Annotated in this window: 16 protein-coding genes and 1 tRNA gene; 4 read left to right on the top strand and 13 right to left on the bottom strand. The window is 57.3% G+C overall.

What is annotated here, in order from left to right; translation table 11 throughout:
• Positions 1-19: 19 nt before the first annotated feature.
• Together ACKLNA_RS21800 and ACKLNA_RS21795 are read right to left on the bottom strand one after the other, a co-directional pair.
• Positions 20-1,246: an RtcB family protein gene (locus tag ACKLNA_RS21800; protein WP_408987050.1), complete on the bottom strand. Its 1,227-nt coding sequence runs from the start codon at positions 1,244-1,246 to the stop codon at positions 20-22.
• 357 nt (positions 1,247-1,603) lie between these two features.
• The gene (locus ACKLNA_RS21795; RefSeq protein ID WP_408987049.1) at positions 1,604-3,151 is read right to left on the bottom strand and encodes a vWA domain-containing protein; all 1,548 of its coding nucleotides are present in this window, start codon (positions 3,149-3,151) and stop codon (positions 1,604-1,606) included.
• A gap of 205 nt (positions 3,152-3,356) precedes the next feature.
• On the opposite strand from ACKLNA_RS21795, the gene rtcR reads away from it, so the two are divergent.
• Both rtcR and ACKLNA_RS21785 read left to right on the top strand, forming a co-directional pair.
• Positions 3,357-4,976, top strand: coding sequence for an RNA repair transcriptional activator RtcR (gene rtcR / locus ACKLNA_RS21790; protein ID WP_408987048.1), 1,620 nt, complete (start codon positions 3,357-3,359; stop codon positions 4,974-4,976).
• Complete coding sequence (locus tag ACKLNA_RS21785) at positions 4,951-5,160, top strand: hypothetical protein (protein WP_408987047.1); 210 nt, start codon at positions 4,951-4,953, stop codon at positions 5,158-5,160. Before rtcR ends, ACKLNA_RS21785 begins: the two co-directional genes overlap by 26 nt.
• A gap of 111 nt (positions 5,161-5,271) precedes the next feature.
• On the opposite strand, the gene ACKLNA_RS21780 is transcribed toward ACKLNA_RS21785, so the two are convergent.
• The 9 genes from ACKLNA_RS21780 to thrS all read right to left on the bottom strand — a co-directional run bounded on the left by ACKLNA_RS21780 (position 5,272) and on the right by thrS (position 12,727).
• A tRNA-Pro gene (locus tag ACKLNA_RS21780) sits at positions 5,272-5,348 on the bottom strand.
• Between the two features lie 89 nt (positions 5,349-5,437).
• Complete coding sequence (locus tag ACKLNA_RS21775; RefSeq protein ID WP_003179985.1) at positions 5,438-5,794, bottom strand: MerR family transcriptional regulator; 357 nt, start codon at positions 5,792-5,794, stop codon at positions 5,438-5,440.
• The gene (ihfA, locus tag ACKLNA_RS21770; protein ID WP_002553164.1) at positions 5,775-6,077 is read right to left on the bottom strand and encodes an integration host factor subunit alpha; all 303 of its coding nucleotides are present in this window, start codon (positions 6,075-6,077) and stop codon (positions 5,775-5,777) included. Before ihfA ends, ACKLNA_RS21775 begins: the two co-directional genes overlap by 20 nt.
• A gap of 3 nt (positions 6,078-6,080) precedes the next feature.
• Complete coding sequence (gene pheT, locus ACKLNA_RS21765; RefSeq protein WP_408987046.1) at positions 6,081-8,459, bottom strand: phenylalanine--tRNA ligase subunit beta; 2,379 nt, start codon at positions 8,457-8,459, stop codon at positions 6,081-6,083.
• A gap of 26 nt (positions 8,460-8,485) precedes the next feature.
• Complete coding sequence (pheS, locus tag ACKLNA_RS21760; RefSeq protein ID WP_085732504.1) at positions 8,486-9,502, bottom strand: phenylalanine--tRNA ligase subunit alpha; 1,017 nt, start codon at positions 9,500-9,502, stop codon at positions 8,486-8,488.
• 109 nt (positions 9,503-9,611) lie between these two features.
• Positions 9,612-9,968 carry a 50S ribosomal protein L20 gene (rplT, locus tag ACKLNA_RS21755; protein ID WP_007913489.1) on the bottom strand — a complete coding sequence of 119 codons (357 nt, stop codon included), beginning with the start codon at positions 9,966-9,968 and terminating at the stop codon, positions 9,612-9,614.
• Positions 9,969-9,998: 30 nt separating this feature from the next.
• Complete coding sequence (gene rpmI, locus ACKLNA_RS21750; RefSeq protein ID WP_002553160.1) at positions 9,999-10,193, bottom strand: 50S ribosomal protein L35; 195 nt, start codon at positions 10,191-10,193, stop codon at positions 9,999-10,001.
• A gap of 60 nt (positions 10,194-10,253) precedes the next feature.
• Positions 10,254-10,805, bottom strand: coding sequence for a translation initiation factor IF-3 (gene infC / locus ACKLNA_RS21745; protein ID WP_170929631.1), 552 nt, complete (start codon positions 10,803-10,805; stop codon positions 10,254-10,256).
• A complete protein-coding gene (gene thrS, locus ACKLNA_RS21740; protein WP_039771550.1) occupies positions 10,805-12,727 on the bottom strand; it encodes a threonine--tRNA ligase in 1,923 nt (640 codons plus the stop codon). The genes infC and thrS overlap by 1 nt, the downstream gene beginning before the upstream one ends.
• Before the next feature lie 371 nt (positions 12,728-13,098).
• On the opposite strand from thrS, the gene ACKLNA_RS21735 reads away from it, so the two are divergent.
• Entirely contained in the window at positions 13,099-13,398 is a 300-nt protein-coding gene (locus ACKLNA_RS21735) for a hypothetical protein (RefSeq protein ID WP_085712030.1), read from the top strand.
• A gap of 292 nt (positions 13,399-13,690) precedes the next feature.
• Positions 13,691-13,903 (top strand): cold-shock protein, encoded by a 213-nt coding sequence (locus ACKLNA_RS21730; RefSeq protein WP_003179963.1) that lies wholly within the window; start codon positions 13,691-13,693, stop codon positions 13,901-13,903.
• Positions 13,904-13,975: 72 nt separating this feature from the next.
• Here ACKLNA_RS21730 and ACKLNA_RS21725 read toward each other — a convergent pair whose 3' ends face one another.
• Positions 13,976-14,293 carry an I78 family peptidase inhibitor gene (locus tag ACKLNA_RS21725; protein ID WP_134826099.1) on the bottom strand — a complete coding sequence of 106 codons (318 nt, stop codon included), beginning with the start codon at positions 14,291-14,293 and terminating at the stop codon, positions 13,976-13,978.
• 166 nt (positions 14,294-14,459) lie between these two features.
• On the bottom strand, positions 14,460-14,765 hold the full coding sequence (locus ACKLNA_RS21720) for a hypothetical protein (protein WP_408987045.1): 306 nt from the start codon (positions 14,763-14,765) through the stop codon (positions 14,460-14,462).
• Positions 14,766-14,889 lie beyond the last annotated feature (124 nt).

Below are 14,889 nucleotides of genomic sequence, written 5' to 3'. Positions count from 1 at the left end.
CAGCGTGCCGTAGCACGCGCTATCCCTTGACGCACACCACCTGACGCAAGGTGTGCAGCACTTCCACCAGCTCGCGCTGGGCGTGCATGACTTTGTCGATGTCCTTGTAGGCCATCGGAATTTCATCGATCACCGCAGCATCCTTGCGGCATTCAACGTGCGCAGTGGCACGAATCTGATCCTCAATCGTGAAGGTATTTTTCGCTCGGGTACGACTCATGGTCCGGCCGGCACCGTGGCTGCAGGAGCAGAACGACTCCTCGTTGCCCAAGCCGCGAACAATGAAGCTCTTGGCGCCCATCGAGCCGGGAATGATCCCCAACTCACCCTTCTTCGCCGATACCGCACCTTTGCGGGTGACCAGAATGTCTTCGCCGAAATGCCGCTCTTTCTGCACGTAGTTGTGATGGCAGTTCACCGCCTCCAGCGCTACCTCGAACGGCTTGCGGATAATCTGCCGCGTGGCCTGAATCACGGCCTGCATCATCAACGCGCGGTTCTGCCTGGCGAAGTCCTGGGCCCAGCCCACCGCTTCCACGTAATCATCAAAGTGCTGGCTGCCTTCTTCGAAATACGCCAGGTCACGGTCCGGCAGGTTGGCGATGTGCTGACGCATATCCGCCTGAGCCATCTGGATGAACAGATTGCCGATGGCGTTGCCGACACCGCGCGAGCCGCTGTGCAGCATGAACCAGACCCGGTTGGCTTCATCCAGGCACACTTCGATGAAATGGTTGCCGCTGCCCAGTGTTCCCAAGTGTCCGCGGTTGTTGGTGTTGGCCAGTTTCGGGTATTTGTCGGTGATTGCCTTGAACCGTGGATGCAGCGCCGCCCACGCCTGATCGGCCTGCACCGGAATCTCGTCCCAGGCACCTTTGTCACGCCGCGACCGGGTTGAACTGCGGCCATGGGGCACCGCCTGTTCGATCGCACTGCGAAGGCCGTGCAGGTTGTCCGGCAGATCGGAAGCGGTCAGAGAAGTCCGCGCGGCAATCATGCCGCAACCGATATCGACTCCGACCGCCGCCGGAATGATCGCACCCACGGTAGGAATCACGCTGCCGATGGTCGAGCCCTTGCCCAGGTGGACATCCGGCATCACGGCGAGATGCTTGAAGATGAACGGCATCTTTGCCGTGTTCATCAGCTGCTCGCGAGCTTCGTTTTCCACCGGGACACCTTCGGTCCAGAGCTTGATCGGCTTGCCGTTGGCAACTTCCAGCAGTTGGTACGTGTGTTGTTTCATCATCTCGATTCTTTATTGTCTGGCCGATGATTCGGCGCTGTTACACAGCCTTCGGCGACAAGGTCGGGTGAAACATGCAGCGCGCTCTACCGCTGAGCTACGACCCTTCGGCCGACGGGATTCGAACCCGTGCCCACGCTGTCCTGTAGTTCCACCGGCATTCGCCGGGCAAATTCGAAAAAGGTGGCACGACAAAGGTTGATGACTGTTGCGCGTCGCCGCGCACCGGGGTTAGCCGGCCTCAGATGTACAGCCATCGGCATTCGTGCCGTCACGCGCACTGACAAGGGTTTGATGAGACGCCTTGGATGTAGTCCCACCGGCATTCAGTGCCCGTGACAAATCAATTATTCAGCTTCATTCCATACGTTCGATTGCTTCAACCCAGTGCTGCGGGCCGTATCGACCGGCGGTGAATTGCTCGATCACGTCAAACACCGCGTCACTGAAACCGCCGACATTCAGGATGTCGCCGCGATCCGCCGCCGGTGTCGCCCAACCCGGCTGCAGGTCGATGCAGATCAGGCGTGCCTGCGGGTTGATCCGCTTTATCCGCTCCCATTGCAGCATCGTTTCGCTCGCTCCTCGACGTCGCGCATCGATCCAGGACTCGTTGTCCGACACCATGATCAGCGTGTCGACCTTGGCCCTGTTGTCCGCCAGCTTCTTCAGCGGCGCCGAGCAGCAGGTTCCGCCACCGAATATGCCCGCAAGCTTTTCGGCATTGCTGATTACACTGTCCCGCGGGTTGAGCGTGATATCCACCACGTCGACCTCGAACGGCATCACTCGCGCTGCCGGCTGTTTGCGCAACACCGCTGCCGCGATCAACGCCGCCACATCGATGCAGCGAACGGCTGTGGTCGCACCCTGTCGGTAACCGGTCAGCGGGCTGCCCATCGACCCGGAGACGTCCGGGCAGACCACCACCGCGCCTTCAAGCTTCGGCACATTGGCCAACGACAACTCAAGTGCATCTTGCAGCGCCTCACGTATCGGTGCCGGAACGTCCTCACCGACCATTCGGTACGCCGTCAGCAACTGGTACGGATACACCCGCGCCTTGGCGACTGCTTCGGGATCCGCCAACCGTCCGGCCACGTACTCGGTGCAACCCCGCACTTCAAAGGCACCATGGCGCGCCAGGGTGTTGAGGTTGATGCGAAGCCCCTGCCAGCCCATGTTTTGCGCTTGAGCGGCCCATTGCTCCTTGCTCAGGGTTTCGTTGCCGAGCAATTGAAAAGGCACCTCGGGTACTCGATCACTTGCACCGCTGCGAAACGCCAGCAGATCGCGGGTCAGTTCCGGCAGCTTTTGTACGTCCACCGGTTTGCCGATCAGCCAGGCGAAGAATGCTTCGCGCCAGGCTTCGGACGGTTTGGGGTGAACCATTTTCACCACATCCGCCAACGAGGGCTGATTACCGATCGACGCTTGCAGCAGTTGCCGCTCGGTCACGCGGTTCAGCCAGTCCTGAACCAGTCGCTTGGGCTGCGAGCCGAGGGATTTGCGCCCGGTGGCACCACTGCGCAGGATCTGAACGAAATTGCGCAGCATCTTGCCACTGTCCACGATCTCTCCGAACACCTCCGGTACCAATACCGAACGCTGAGCGGTCAGCGCCGCCAGCAACAAGGCCGGCATGTCTTTCATATGGCCTTTTTGGCGGGCGTATATTGCAGCGTTGGCCACAAAGCGGCTGTCCAGTTCAGCCACCAGCTTCAACACCTGATCCAGCTGGTTTTCCGCCGTTGCGTAAAAGGTCTGGTTCAGACAACCGGTCACTGCCAATTGGGCCAGTTGATGCTTGGGCGTATAGGCATAGGCGGCCGCTCCAGAAGCATTCCAGGTGTCGCACGCCGGCAGGTTGTTCGATTGTGTGTTGAAGAGGTTGGAATTGGCCATCTTGGCGTCTCGCTGTGTTGTCCTGTTCGTTGCGAGAGATATTGCAGCCGCCGTGCCAGCTTTTAAAAAGACACCTCATAAATATTTCAACTATTTGATTTATATGTATTTTTTATTACTTGACGCATTCTCTGTACGTTAAGCACGACAAACTGATTCGCCGAACACTATCATTGGATATCGTCATTTATCTTTTGAGATAGCCATGCAAAACAAGCGCACCATTGCCATCGGCTTCATCGGAGCAACCCTCGATCGCGTGGGCAAAGGTGCCAATCGCTGGAACCACTGGCGCCCGAGCGTGGGCCTGTGCCAGCAGCCGGATGTGCTGATCCATCGACTGGAATTGATTCACGGCACAGACGCCCGGGACGTCAGCCTTGCCGAGCGGATTCGCCAAGACATTCGCCAGGTATCGCCTGAAACCGAGGTCTGCCTGCACCCGATGACGCTGAGCAACCCGTGGGATTTCGAGGAGGTCTACGGCGCGCTGCACGACTTCACCACCGAATACACCTTCGATACCGAGCGCGAGGACTATCTGGTCCACATCACCACCGGCACCCACGTTGCGCAGATCTGCTGGTTCCTGCTGACCGAGGCGCGCTATCTGCCGGCACGACTGATCCAGACCTCCCCCGCCCGCCGCAAGAGCGAAGATGAGCCGGCCACCGGCACTCACGCACTGATCGATCTGGATTTGTCGCGCTATGATCGCATTGCCACTCGCTTTACCAACAAGCGCCTGGAAGGCCTGGAGTTTCTTAAATCCGGCATCGCCACACGCAACGCCGCGTTCAACCGCTCCATCGAACAGATTGAACGCGTCGCTGTGCGCTCGAAAGCGCCAATGCTGCTGATCGGCCCGACCGGGGCCGGCAAATCCTTCCTCGCCCGGCGGATCTATGAGCTCAAGCGCGGCCGCCATCAAATGCAGGGGCGCTTCGTTGAAGTGAACTGCGCCACCCTGCGTGGCGACGGTGCGATGTCCGCGCTGTTCGGCCACGTCAAAGGCGCCTTCACCGGCGCGCAAAATGCCCGCGACGGACTGTTGCGAGCCGCCGACGGTGGCATGTTGTTTCTCGATGAAATCGGCGAACTGGGCGCAGACGAACAAGCCATGCTGCTAAAGGCCATTGAGGAGAAGCGTTTCTTCCCGCTCGGTTCGGACAAGGAAGTCGACAGCGATTTTCTGATTATCGCCGGCACCCACCGCGATCTGCGCAGCCGTGTCGCTGAAGGCTTGTTTCGGGAGGATCTCTACGCACGAATCAACCTCTGGACGTTCCACCTGCCAGGCCTGGCGGGACGGCGCGAGGACATCGAACCGAACATCGACTTCGAACTTGAACGCCACGCGCGCGAACAGGGCCAACTGGTACGCTTCAATCTCGAAGCGCGCAGGCGCTATCTGGCCTTTGCCAGCTCACGCGAAGCGGCATGGCTGGGTAATTTTCGCGAACTGTCAGCCTCGATCACACGCATGGCAACACTGGCCGACAGTGGACGAATCGATGAAGCGCAGGTGCAGGAAGAAATTGATCGACTTCGTTATGCCTGGGGACTGAAGCAACCGGGAGGAATGACGGACGATTTGCCGGGAGACGCCGAAGGCATGGACCTGTTTGACCGACTGCAATTGAAGGCCGTACTGGCAGTGTGTAGAGAGTCAGATAGCTTGTCGGATGCCGGCAGACGCTTGTTCGGCGTATCGCGCCAGGCGAAGGCACAACCCAATGATGCGGACCGATTGAGAAAGTATCTGGGACGGTTTGGAATTGAATGGAGCCAGGTGACCGATGCCAAAGAATCAGCCGCAAAGTAAAACGGCAGCAACCGCTGCCGAGATAGAGCGCTCGATCCAGACCCTGAACAACATGGCGGAACGTCTTTGGGGCGATGGACGCGAGTCCGAAGCCAAGGCACTTCTTGACGCCCTGGATGCACTAAATCGAGCGCTCGACAGGATCAGGATTGGACAAAGCCGCAGGGCTGCGACGCTCCATTAAGATCACAGACCGGCCGACAGCACAAACCAGCCAAAGTTGAATGCCCCTGAAAAAATCACCGCGCATGAAAAAGCCCAACTCGTTAAAGTTGGGCTAAGTCATTGAATTATATGGTCGGGACGGAGTGATTCGAACACTCGACCCCTAGCACCCCATGCTAGTGCGCTACCGGACTGCGCTACGCCCCGACTAGGTTTGAAACTCGTTCTCCATCTCGAAGAACGCTCAAGAATATATCGCAAGCTTTTGAAAACTGGAAGTATTTAAAAGCAGGAAATTATTTCTTGAGAACCACCAGAACATCTTCGAGCTCGGCGATCATCTGGCGGATCATTTGCTTGTATTGGGTTGTATCGTCTTTGGCTTCATCACCGGACAGGCGCAGGCGCGCACCGCCGATGGTGAACCCTTGATCGTAAAGGAGCGCGCGGATCTGCCGGATCATCAGCACGTCCTGGCGCTGATAATACCGGCGGTTTCCGCGGCGTTTGACGGGGTTGAGCTGAGGAAACTCCTGCTCCCAGTAGCGCAGCACGTGCGGCTTTACCGCACACAGCTCGCTGACTTCACCAATGGTGAAGTAGCGTTTGCCCGGGATGACGGGTAGTTCGTCGTTATGACTTGGTTCCAGCATAAGCCTCAACTCGGGCCTTCAACTTCTGCCCTGGACGAAAGGTGACCACACGGCGAGCCGTGATCGGGATTTCTTCCCCCGTTTTCGGGTTGCGGCCAGGCCGCTGGCGTTTGTCCCGAAGGTCGAAATTGCCGAAACCCGACAATTTAACCTGCTCGTTGTCTTCAAGAGCGTGCCTGATTTCCTCGAAAAACAGTTCGACCAATTCCTTGGCTTCCCGCTTGTTCAGGCCCAGCTCTTCATACAGACGTTCCGCCATCTCAGCTTTCGTCAAAGCCCCCATACGTCACTTCCTTAACGTGGCGTTCAACCTTTGTTCGAGCGAGGTGAGGATATTTTGCGTCGTCGAATTCACCTCATCGTCATTAAGAGTGCGCGATGGATGCTGCCAGGTCAAGCCGACTGCAAGGCTTTTTCTATCAGGATCAATACCTTTACCCTGATACACGTCAAATAGCCTGAGGTCTGTCAGCCATTCGCCTGCATTTTCACGGATTACGTCCAGTACAGCCGAGGCTGCAACGTCTTTGTGCGCAATCAGTGCCAGGTCACGACGCACTTCAGGAAAGCGCGACAACTCGTGGAATTTCGGCATTTTACCCAACGCTACTTCAGCCAGAACCAGCTCGAAGACGAAGACCGGACGGTCGAGCCCCAAGGATTTCGACAGTTCAGGGTGAATCGCGCCGATAAAGCCGACTTCACGCCCTTCACGCTCGATGCGCGCGGTTTGACCCGGGTGCAGCGCCGGGTGTTTGCCCGGAGTGAAAGTGAACGAATCCAGCGCACCGGCAAAACCCAGCACCGCTTCCACGTCAGCCTTGACGTCGAAGAAGTCCACGGTATCGCGACCTTGCGCCCAGCCTTCCGGCAGACGGCTACCGCAGACGACACCGGCCAGCATCGGCTCTTGCTTCAGGCCTTCCAACTGACCGACGAAGCGCAGACCGCTCTCGAACAGACGGACGCGATCCTGCTGACGATTCAGGTTGTGCTGCAGCGCCTTGACCAGACCCGGCCACAGCGAAGAACGCATGGCGGCCATGTCATTGGAGATCGGGTTCGCCAGCAGCAGCGGCTCGACACCCGGATTGAACAGTTCGAATTGCTTTGGATCGATGAAGCTATAGGTGATCGCTTCCTGATAACCACGAGCGACCAACAGACGACGCAGCTCCGGCAGATCGCTGCGCGCTTCAGCCTTGGCTTGCGGCGCCAGACGAGCTTGCGGGTAACGGACCGGCAGGCGGTTGTAACCATACAGACGTGCCAACTCTTCGATCAGGTCGACTTCCAGGCTGATATCGAAGCGATGGCTCGGTACTTCTACGCGCCATTGTCCTGCGCCGTCGGCGGAAACCTTCAGACCCAAAGCGTTGAGCAGACGCTCGACTTCGGCAGAATCCATTTCCATACCCAGCATCTGGGTGATGCGCTGAGCACGCAGAGTGATCGGCGCGATCGACGGCAAGTGCTGCTCGCTGACGGTTTCGATGATCGGGCCGGCTTCGCCACCGGTGATTTCCAGCAGCAGGCCAGTGGCGCGCTCCATGGCTTCACGGGCCAGTTGCCAGTCCACGCCACGCTCGTAGCGGTGCGAAGCGTCGGTATGCAGACCGTAGGAACGAGCCTTGCCCGCCACCGCGATCTGGTCGAAGAACGCACTTTCAAGGAATACGTCGCGAGTGGTCGCGGACACGCCGCTGTTCTCGCCCCCCATCACGCCGGCAATCGCCAGAGCGCGGGCGTGGTCGGCGATCACCAGCGTATCGCTACGCAGGCTGACTTCCTGACCGTCGAGCAGAACGAGCTTCTCGCCCTCCTCCGCCATGCGCACACGGATGCCGCCATTGATTTCCGCGAGGTCGAAAGCGTGCAGCGGCTGACCCAGTTCGAGCATCACGTAGTTGGTGATGTCGACGGCGGCGTCGATGCTGCGCACTTCGGCACGACGCAGACGCTCTACCATCCACAGCGGCGTAGGCTTGGACAGGTCAACGTTGCGGATGACACGACCCAGGTAACGCGGGCAAGCAGCAGGCGCCAGCACTTCAACCGAGCGCACTTCGTCGTGCACCGCCGGAACAGTCATCACCACCGGACGAGTGACCGGAGCGTCGTACAACGCACCCACTTCACGAGCCAGACCGGCCAGGGACAGGCAGTCACCGCGGTTCGGGGTCAGGTCGACCTCGATGCTGGCGTCTTCCAGATCCAGATAAACGCGGAAATCTTCGCCCACCGGCGCATCGGCCGGCAGCTCCATCAGACCGTCATTGCCTTCACCGACCTGCAGCTCGGATTGCGAGCACAGCATGCCGTTGGACTCGACGCCACGCAGCTTGGCCTTCTTGATCTTGAAGTCGCCCGGCAGCTCGGCACCGATCATGGCGAACGGAATCTTCAGGCCCGGACGCACGTTTGGCGCACCGCACACGACCTGGAAGGTTTCCGCACCATTGCTCACCTGGCACACACGCAACTTGTCGGCGTCAGGGTGTTGTTCGGTACTCAGAACCTCACCCACCACTACACCACTGAATGCACCGGCGGCCGGCGTAACGCTATCGACCTCAAGACCGGCCATCGACAGGCGGGCAACCAGCTCGTCGCGATTTACCTGCGGGCTGACCCAGCCACGCAGCCATTGTTCACTGAATTTCATCCTGCTCTCCTAAGAATTCGTTACGACTAGCGAAATTGCGCGAGGAACCGCAAGTCGTTGTCGAAGAACAGACGCAAGTCGTTCACGCCGTAACGCAGCATGGCCAGACGCTCGACGCCCATGCCGAAGGCAAAGCCCGAGAACTCTTCCGGGTCGATCCCGGACATGCGCAGCACATTCGGGTGAACCATGCCGCAGCCCATCACTTCCAGCCAGCCGGTCTGCTTGCAGACGCGGCAGCCTTTGCCGCTGCACATCACACATTCCATGTCGACTTCAGCGGATGGCTCGGTGAACGGGAAGTAGGAAGGACGGAAACGTACCGCCAGTTCTTTTTCGAAGAACACCCGCAGGAACTCTTCGATAGTCCCTTTCAGGTCGGCGAAATTAATATCGCGATCGACCAGCAGGCCTTCGACCTGGTGGAACATCGGCGAGTGAGTGATATCGGAGTCGCTGCGATACACACGGCCTGGGCAGACGATGCGGATCGGCGGCTGCTGCGATTCCATGGTGCGGACCTGTACCGGTGAGGTATGGGTGCGCAACAGCATGTTCGCATTGAAATAGAAGGTGTCGTGCATCGACCGGGCCGGGTGATGGCCTGGGATGTTGAGCGCCTCGAAGTTGTGATAATCGTCTTCAACCTCAGGGCCTTCGGCAATGCCGTAGCCGATGTGGGTGAAGAACTGTTCGATACGTTCCAGAGTCCGGGTTACCGGATGCAGACCACCGGAGGTCTGACCACGACCCGGCAGGGTTACGTCAATGGATTCGGCGGACAGTTTGGCAGCCAGTTCGGCCTCTTCAAACAGAGCCATGCGCGCATTGAGAACGCCTGTGACACGTTCCTTGGCAACGTTGATCAGGGCGCCGACCTGCGGACGCTCCTCTGCTGGCAAATTCCCCAGGGTCTTCATCACCTGAGTCAATTCACCCTTTTTGCCAAGGTATTGAACCCGGATTTGCTCCAGGGCATTGATATCTTCAGCGCTTTGCACAGCCTCTAGTGCTTGAGAGACCAGCGCATCCAGGTTTTCCATGTACAGACTCCAGATACAAAATAGGGGAAGAGCTTGAAGGCTCTTCCCCTATTTATGACGTTTACCACCTGCCCCCACAGAGGTGAGGACGGGTGACTGTCGGGGGTACTTAAGCCAAGGTGGCTTTAGCTTTCTCGACAATCGCGGCAAACACCGCTTTTTCGTTCACTGCCAGATCAGCCAGAACCTTACGGTCGATCTCGATGGACGCTTTTTTCAGGCCAGCGATGAAACGGCTGTAAGACAGACCGTTAACACGAGCACCAGCGTTGATACGAGCGATCCACAGAGCGCGGAACTGACGTTTTTTCTGACGACGGTCACGGTAGGCGTATTGGCCTGCCTTGATTACCGCTTGCTTGGCAACACGGAATACGCGCGAGCGAGCGCCGTAGTAGCCTTTAGCAAGTTTCAGAATTTTTTTGTGACGTTTACGGGCAATGACGCCACGCTTTACACGAGCCATGAGTTACTTCCTCTATTCTTGATCCAAAAATTAACGAAGGCGCAGCATGCGCTCGACTTTTGCCACGTCAGACGGATGCAGCAAGCTGCTACCGCGCAGTTGACGCTTACGCTTGGTCGACATTTTGGTCAGGATGTGGCTCTTGAAAGCGTGCTTGTGCTTGATACCGTTAGCAGTTTTCAGAAACCGCTTAGCAGCACCACTTTTGGTTTTCATCTTTGGCATGTTCGGATACTCCGCATTCAGTTGATAAACATAATCAGAAGGCCTGCCGTGCCCTGTTGATTACTTCTTCTTTTTCGGGGCGATGACCATGATCAGCTGGCGTCCTTCCATCTTAGGATGCTGTTCGACCGAACCGTACTCAAGCAGGTCTTGCTCAACCCGCTTGAGGAGTTCCATCCCCAGCTCCTGGTGGGCCATCTCACGGCCGCGGAATCGCAAGGATACCTTGGCCCTGTCCCCGTCACTCAGGAAACGTACCAGGTTGCGCAGTTTTACCTGGTAATCCCCTTCCTCCGTCCCTGGACGAAACTTGATTTCTTTTACCTGAATCTGCTTCTGGTTCTTCTTCGCCGCAGCAATCTGCTTCTTCTTTTCGAAGATCGACTTGCCGTAGTCCATCACACGGCAAACCGGTGGGACTGCGTCTGCAGAGATTTCTACCAGATCAAGCTTTGCTTCTTCAGCGATACGAAGCGCTTCATCAATCGAGACGATGCCAATCTGCTCGCCGTCAGCGCCAATTAACCGAACCTCGCGTGCCGAGATATTCTCGTTGATCGGGGCTTTCGGTGCAGTTCGTTTATCTTGTCTCATTTCACGCTTAATAATAATTACTCCGAATCTGGGCGACCACGCCGGGAAACCGCTTGCGCGAGAAACTCAGCGAACTGGGCGACGGGCATCGAGCCCAGGTCAGCACCTTCACGAGTACGCACAGCGACAGTCTGCATCTCGACTTCCTTATCCCCAATAACCAAGAGATATGGAACCTTGAGCAAAGTATGCTCGCGGATTTTAAAGCCGATCTTTTCATTTCTCAAGTCAGACTTGGCACGAAACCCGCTTTCGTTGAGAGTTTTTTCGACCTGAGCAACAAAATCTGCCTGTTTATCAGTGATATTCATGATCACTGCCTGGGTTGGCGCCAGCCACGCAGGGAATGCACCTTCGTAGTGCTCGATCAGAATCCCGACGAAACGCTCGAACGAACCGAGGATCGCACGGTGCAACATGACCGGATGCTTGCGGCTGTTGTCTTCGGAGACGTATTCGGCACCGAGACGCACTGGCAGGTTGAAATCGAGCTGCAAAGTACCACATTGCCACACGCGACCGAGGCAATCTTTCAGCGAGAATTCAATCTTCGGACCATAGAAAGCGCCCTCACCCGGCTGCAGGTCGTACGGAAGGCCCGCGCTATCAAGGGCCGCGGCCAAGGCTGCTTCGGCGCGATCCCACAGCTCGTCGGAACCAACGCGCTTTTCCGGACGAGTGGACAGTTTCATTTCGACGTCGGTGAAGCCGAAGTCGCGGTAAACATCCATGGTCAACTTGATGAACGCAGCGGATTCGGCCTGCATCTGCTCTTCGGTGCAGAAAATGTGGGCGTCGTCCTGAGTGAATGCACGCACGCGCATGATGCCGTGCAGCGCACCCGACGGCTCGTTACGGTGGCAGGCACCGAACTCGGCCAGACGCATCGGCAGTTCGCGGTAGCTCTTCAGGCCCTGATTGAACACTTGCACGTGGCAAGGGCAGTTCATCGGCTTGATCGCGTAGTCGCGGCTTTCCGACTCGGTGGTGAACATGTTGTCGGCGTAGTTGGCCCAGTGCCCGGACTTTTCCCACAGGCTACGGTCAACGACTTGCGGCGTCTTGATCTCGAGATAGCCGTTGTCACGCTGCACCTTGCGCATGTACTGCTCGAGTACCTGGTACAGAGTCCAGCCATTCGGATGCCAGAACACCATGCCCGGCGCTTCTTCCTGGGTGTGGAACAGGCCCAGACGCTTGCCGATCTTGCGGTGATCGCGCTTTTCAGCTTCTTCGATTCGCTGGATGTACGCTGCCAACTGCTTCTTGTCAGCCCATGCGGTGCCGTAAACGCGCTGCAATTGCTCGTTCTTGGCATCACCGCGCCAGTAGGCACCGGACAGCTTGGTCAACTTGAAGGATTTCAGGAAGCGAGTGTTCGGCACGTGCGGACCGCGGCACATGTCGACATATTCTTCGTGATAGTACAGGCCCATGGCCTGCTCGTTCGGCATGTCCTCGACCAGGCGCAGTTTGTAGTCTTCGCCACGGGCCTTGAACACTTCGATCACTTCGGCGCGCGGAGTGACTTTCTTGATGACGTCGTATTCGGTATCGATCAGCTGTTGCATGCGCTGTTCGATGGCGGCCATGTCGTCCGGAGTGAAAGGACGCTCGAAGGCGATGTCGTAATAGAAGCCTTCGTCAATGACCGGACCGATGACCATTTTGGCCGTCGGGTACAACTGCTTGACCGCGTGGCCAACCAGGTGGGCGCAAGAGTGGCGAATGATTTCCAGCCCCTCTTCATCCTTTGGCGTGATGATTTGCAGCGTTGCGTCGCTGTCGATGATGTCGCTGGCGTCGACCAGCTTGCCGTTCACCTTGCCGGCCAGGGTGGCCTTGGCCAGGCCTGCACCGATGGATGCTGCGACCTCGGCTACGGAAACCGGGTGATCGAATGAACGTTGACTGCCGTCGGGAAGAGTAATAGTTGGCATGGCGCCTCCTCTCCTAGTGGTGACCCCTACCAAAGGTCACGTGGGTTGGGATGAGCCAGTACAAGATCCGATCCAGGCCATTCAATGACGAACGCCTGCCTTACAGCGGCAGGAGCCTTGCGGCCAACCGGAAAACCGAACCAGAGTGACTGGGATTCAAATCAGAGTATTCGCACGTCGCCGCTGCCGGGACTGAAGGTCATCCGGAGCCTGCGAACGCCCGAGTCGGCCATGCTAGCACAGATGAACGGTCACACACGCACTCTGGTTTTACCGGCAGGCAAATCGTCAGTTTTATGCCAGAGTGATGAACTTGATCGGCCACTCAGCCATCAGATAACAAGACATCGACCCACAAGGAGCATCTTCGCATGCGTCTGAACACCTTATTTGCCGCAGTTGTCCCTTTAGTTCTGCTGTTGCCGCTGAGCGCGCAGGCTGCCTGGCCGAAAGGCGTCAAAGAGCAATACATGAACGACTGCACAAAAGCGGCCAGCCAAAGCGTCAACCCGACCGTAGCCAAACAACACTGCACCTGTGGCGCTGATGTCCTGGAGAAGAAATTCACCACACAGGAAATCTCTCAGCTGATGGACAAGAACACCCCGCCGAGCGGTGAGCTGGGTCAGCGCGCACTGAAGGAAATCTCGGTTTGCCGAGTGCAGAAATAATCCCTGAAAAACGGATTTACGGGCATTCGGCGAGCAAAAAACGGCCAGAATGCCCCCGAATCCGATATTTTATGCAGGTTTTATAGCTTTTTTTACACCCCGCCCAATTGGCTGAAAGCCTCTGAAACCGGGGGTTACAGACATTCAAACTGTCGAAGCGTCTGCAATATGAAAGCAAACAGCACGTCCGGGGGGCTACCAAAGCGAACATTTCGACTATGATACCCCGGTGTGCCCAGTTGGCCTGAGCAGCACAGTACTACTGAAAATATATGTTTCTTGGAGATACACCATGTCTAATCGCCAAACCGGCACCGTTAAATGGTTCAACGATGAAAAAGGCTTCGGCTTCATCACTCCTCAAGGTGGCGGTGACGACCTGTTCGTACACTTCAAAGCTATCGAATCCGACGGTTTCAAAAGCCTGAAAGAAGGCCAGACCGTTTCCTTCGTGGCTGAGAAAGGCCAAAAGGGTATGCAAGCTGCACAAGTTCGCCCAGAGTAATTTCCCGGCGCACTAAAAAAACCCCGTCCATGTGACGGGGTTTTTTATGCGCGTGACAAAAGTCTGTACAACTCAGCCACAGCTGGCCCGAGTAACCACCAGATTGTTGTCGGTATTGAGGTTCAGTCGATCAGACCGGTACTCAAGGGTGATCATGTCGTCAGGCTTGAGGAACCGGGCATTCTGCGCGCCGGCCTTTTTGCGCGCCTGCTCCAGCAATTCCGGCGAAGCCTTTTTGCCGACGGCGAACTCTGCAGCGGTTGCCTCGCAACGACTGTGACCGGTTTCGGTCGCCACAGGATCCTTCTGCGACTCGCTGGACGTGGTAGTGCAGCCAGCCAGCATGGCAACTGCCATCAGAGTACCCAGTGACGCGAGCTTCCAAGGCATGAAGCCTCCTTTTTTCAATAGTTGAGCGAACATTGTGCGACCGCCAATACAGCGTTTGGTTTCATGACCTGCGCCACTCCCCTGCCCCACGATCAGAAAAACGGCGAGTTTGCCTCAGCAACGCCTGATACTTCTTCACACAATCGTCACTGAATATGACCAGTGCTCAGTAGACATCGATATAGTCAAAGGGCGGATTCGGCCAGTTGTCCTTGAGCGCATTGAAGATCTGCATTACCCAGACCTCGTCGCTGGCCGCAACGTTGCCCACATAACCCGAACCCTTGGCCCAGGTCTCCAGGCGAAACGACAAGCCTTCGATAGCCTGGCCACCCGTGACCCCCGAAGAGATATACGCAATGCCGCCCTTGGTCACGCGCAACTGGGTGTGCTCATCGTCACTGGCCGAAGCCAGCATCAGACGCACGGCGTCCAGCGTCAGGCCGCCGGGGGAATTCAAATCGATTTGCACTACTCAGGCCCTTGGTTAACTCGAAGACGACCAAGTGTCGCATAGCCCTGCGCTCATGCCTAAGTCGCAGTGCCAAACATCGGACAAAGTGGTTAACTCAAGATTCCAGCCCCGTAACCTTCCG

The organism is Pseudomonas sp. UV AK001 (genome assembly GCF_046097675.1).
GTDB classification, from domain to species: Bacteria; Pseudomonadota; Gammaproteobacteria; order Pseudomonadales; family Pseudomonadaceae; genus Aquipseudomonas; species Aquipseudomonas kribbensis.
Note: the sequence above shows the minus strand (reverse complement) of the source record. Positions and strands in the feature narration are given on the sequence as shown.

Coding starts and splice junctions, on each gene's coding strand:
- ACKLNA_RS21800 (WP_408987050.1), bottom strand. CDS start 1,246: ATGAAACAACACACGTACCAACTGCTGGAAGTTGCCAACGGCAAGCCG.
- ACKLNA_RS21795 (WP_408987049.1), bottom strand. CDS start 3,151: ATGGCCAATTCCAACCTCTTCAACACACAATCGAACAACCTGCCGGCG.
- rtcR (WP_408987048.1), top strand. CDS start 3,357: ATGCAAAACAAGCGCACCATTGCCATCGGCTTCATCGGAGCAACCCTC.
- ACKLNA_RS21785 (WP_408987047.1), top strand. CDS start 4,951: ATGCCAAAGAATCAGCCGCAAAGTAAAACGGCAGCAACCGCTGCCGAG.
- ACKLNA_RS21775 (WP_003179985.1), bottom strand. CDS start 5,794: ATGCTGGAACCAAGTCATAACGACGAACTACCCGTCATCCCGGGCAAA.
- ihfA (WP_002553164.1), bottom strand. CDS start 6,077: ATGGGGGCTTTGACGAAAGCTGAGATGGCGGAACGTCTGTATGAAGAG.
- pheT (WP_408987046.1), bottom strand. CDS start 8,459: ATGAAATTCAGTGAACAATGGCTGCGTGGCTGGGTCAGCCCGCAGGTA.
- pheS (WP_085732504.1), bottom strand. CDS start 9,502: ATGGAAAACCTGGATGCGCTGGTCTCTCAAGCACTAGAGGCTGTGCAA.
- rplT (WP_007913489.1), bottom strand. CDS start 9,968: ATGGCTCGTGTAAAGCGTGGCGTCATTGCCCGTAAACGTCACAAAAAA.
- rpmI (WP_002553160.1), bottom strand. CDS start 10,193: ATGCCAAAGATGAAAACCAAAAGTGGTGCTGCTAAGCGGTTTCTGAAA.
- thrS (WP_039771550.1), bottom strand. CDS start 12,727: ATGCCAACTATTACTCTTCCCGACGGCAGTCAACGTTCATTCGATCAC.
- ACKLNA_RS21735 (WP_085712030.1), top strand. CDS start 13,099: ATGCGTCTGAACACCTTATTTGCCGCAGTTGTCCCTTTAGTTCTGCTG.
- ACKLNA_RS21730 (WP_003179963.1), top strand. CDS start 13,691: ATGTCTAATCGCCAAACCGGCACCGTTAAATGGTTCAACGATGAAAAA.
- ACKLNA_RS21725 (WP_134826099.1), bottom strand. CDS start 14,293: ATGCCTTGGAAGCTCGCGTCACTGGGTACTCTGATGGCAGTTGCCATG.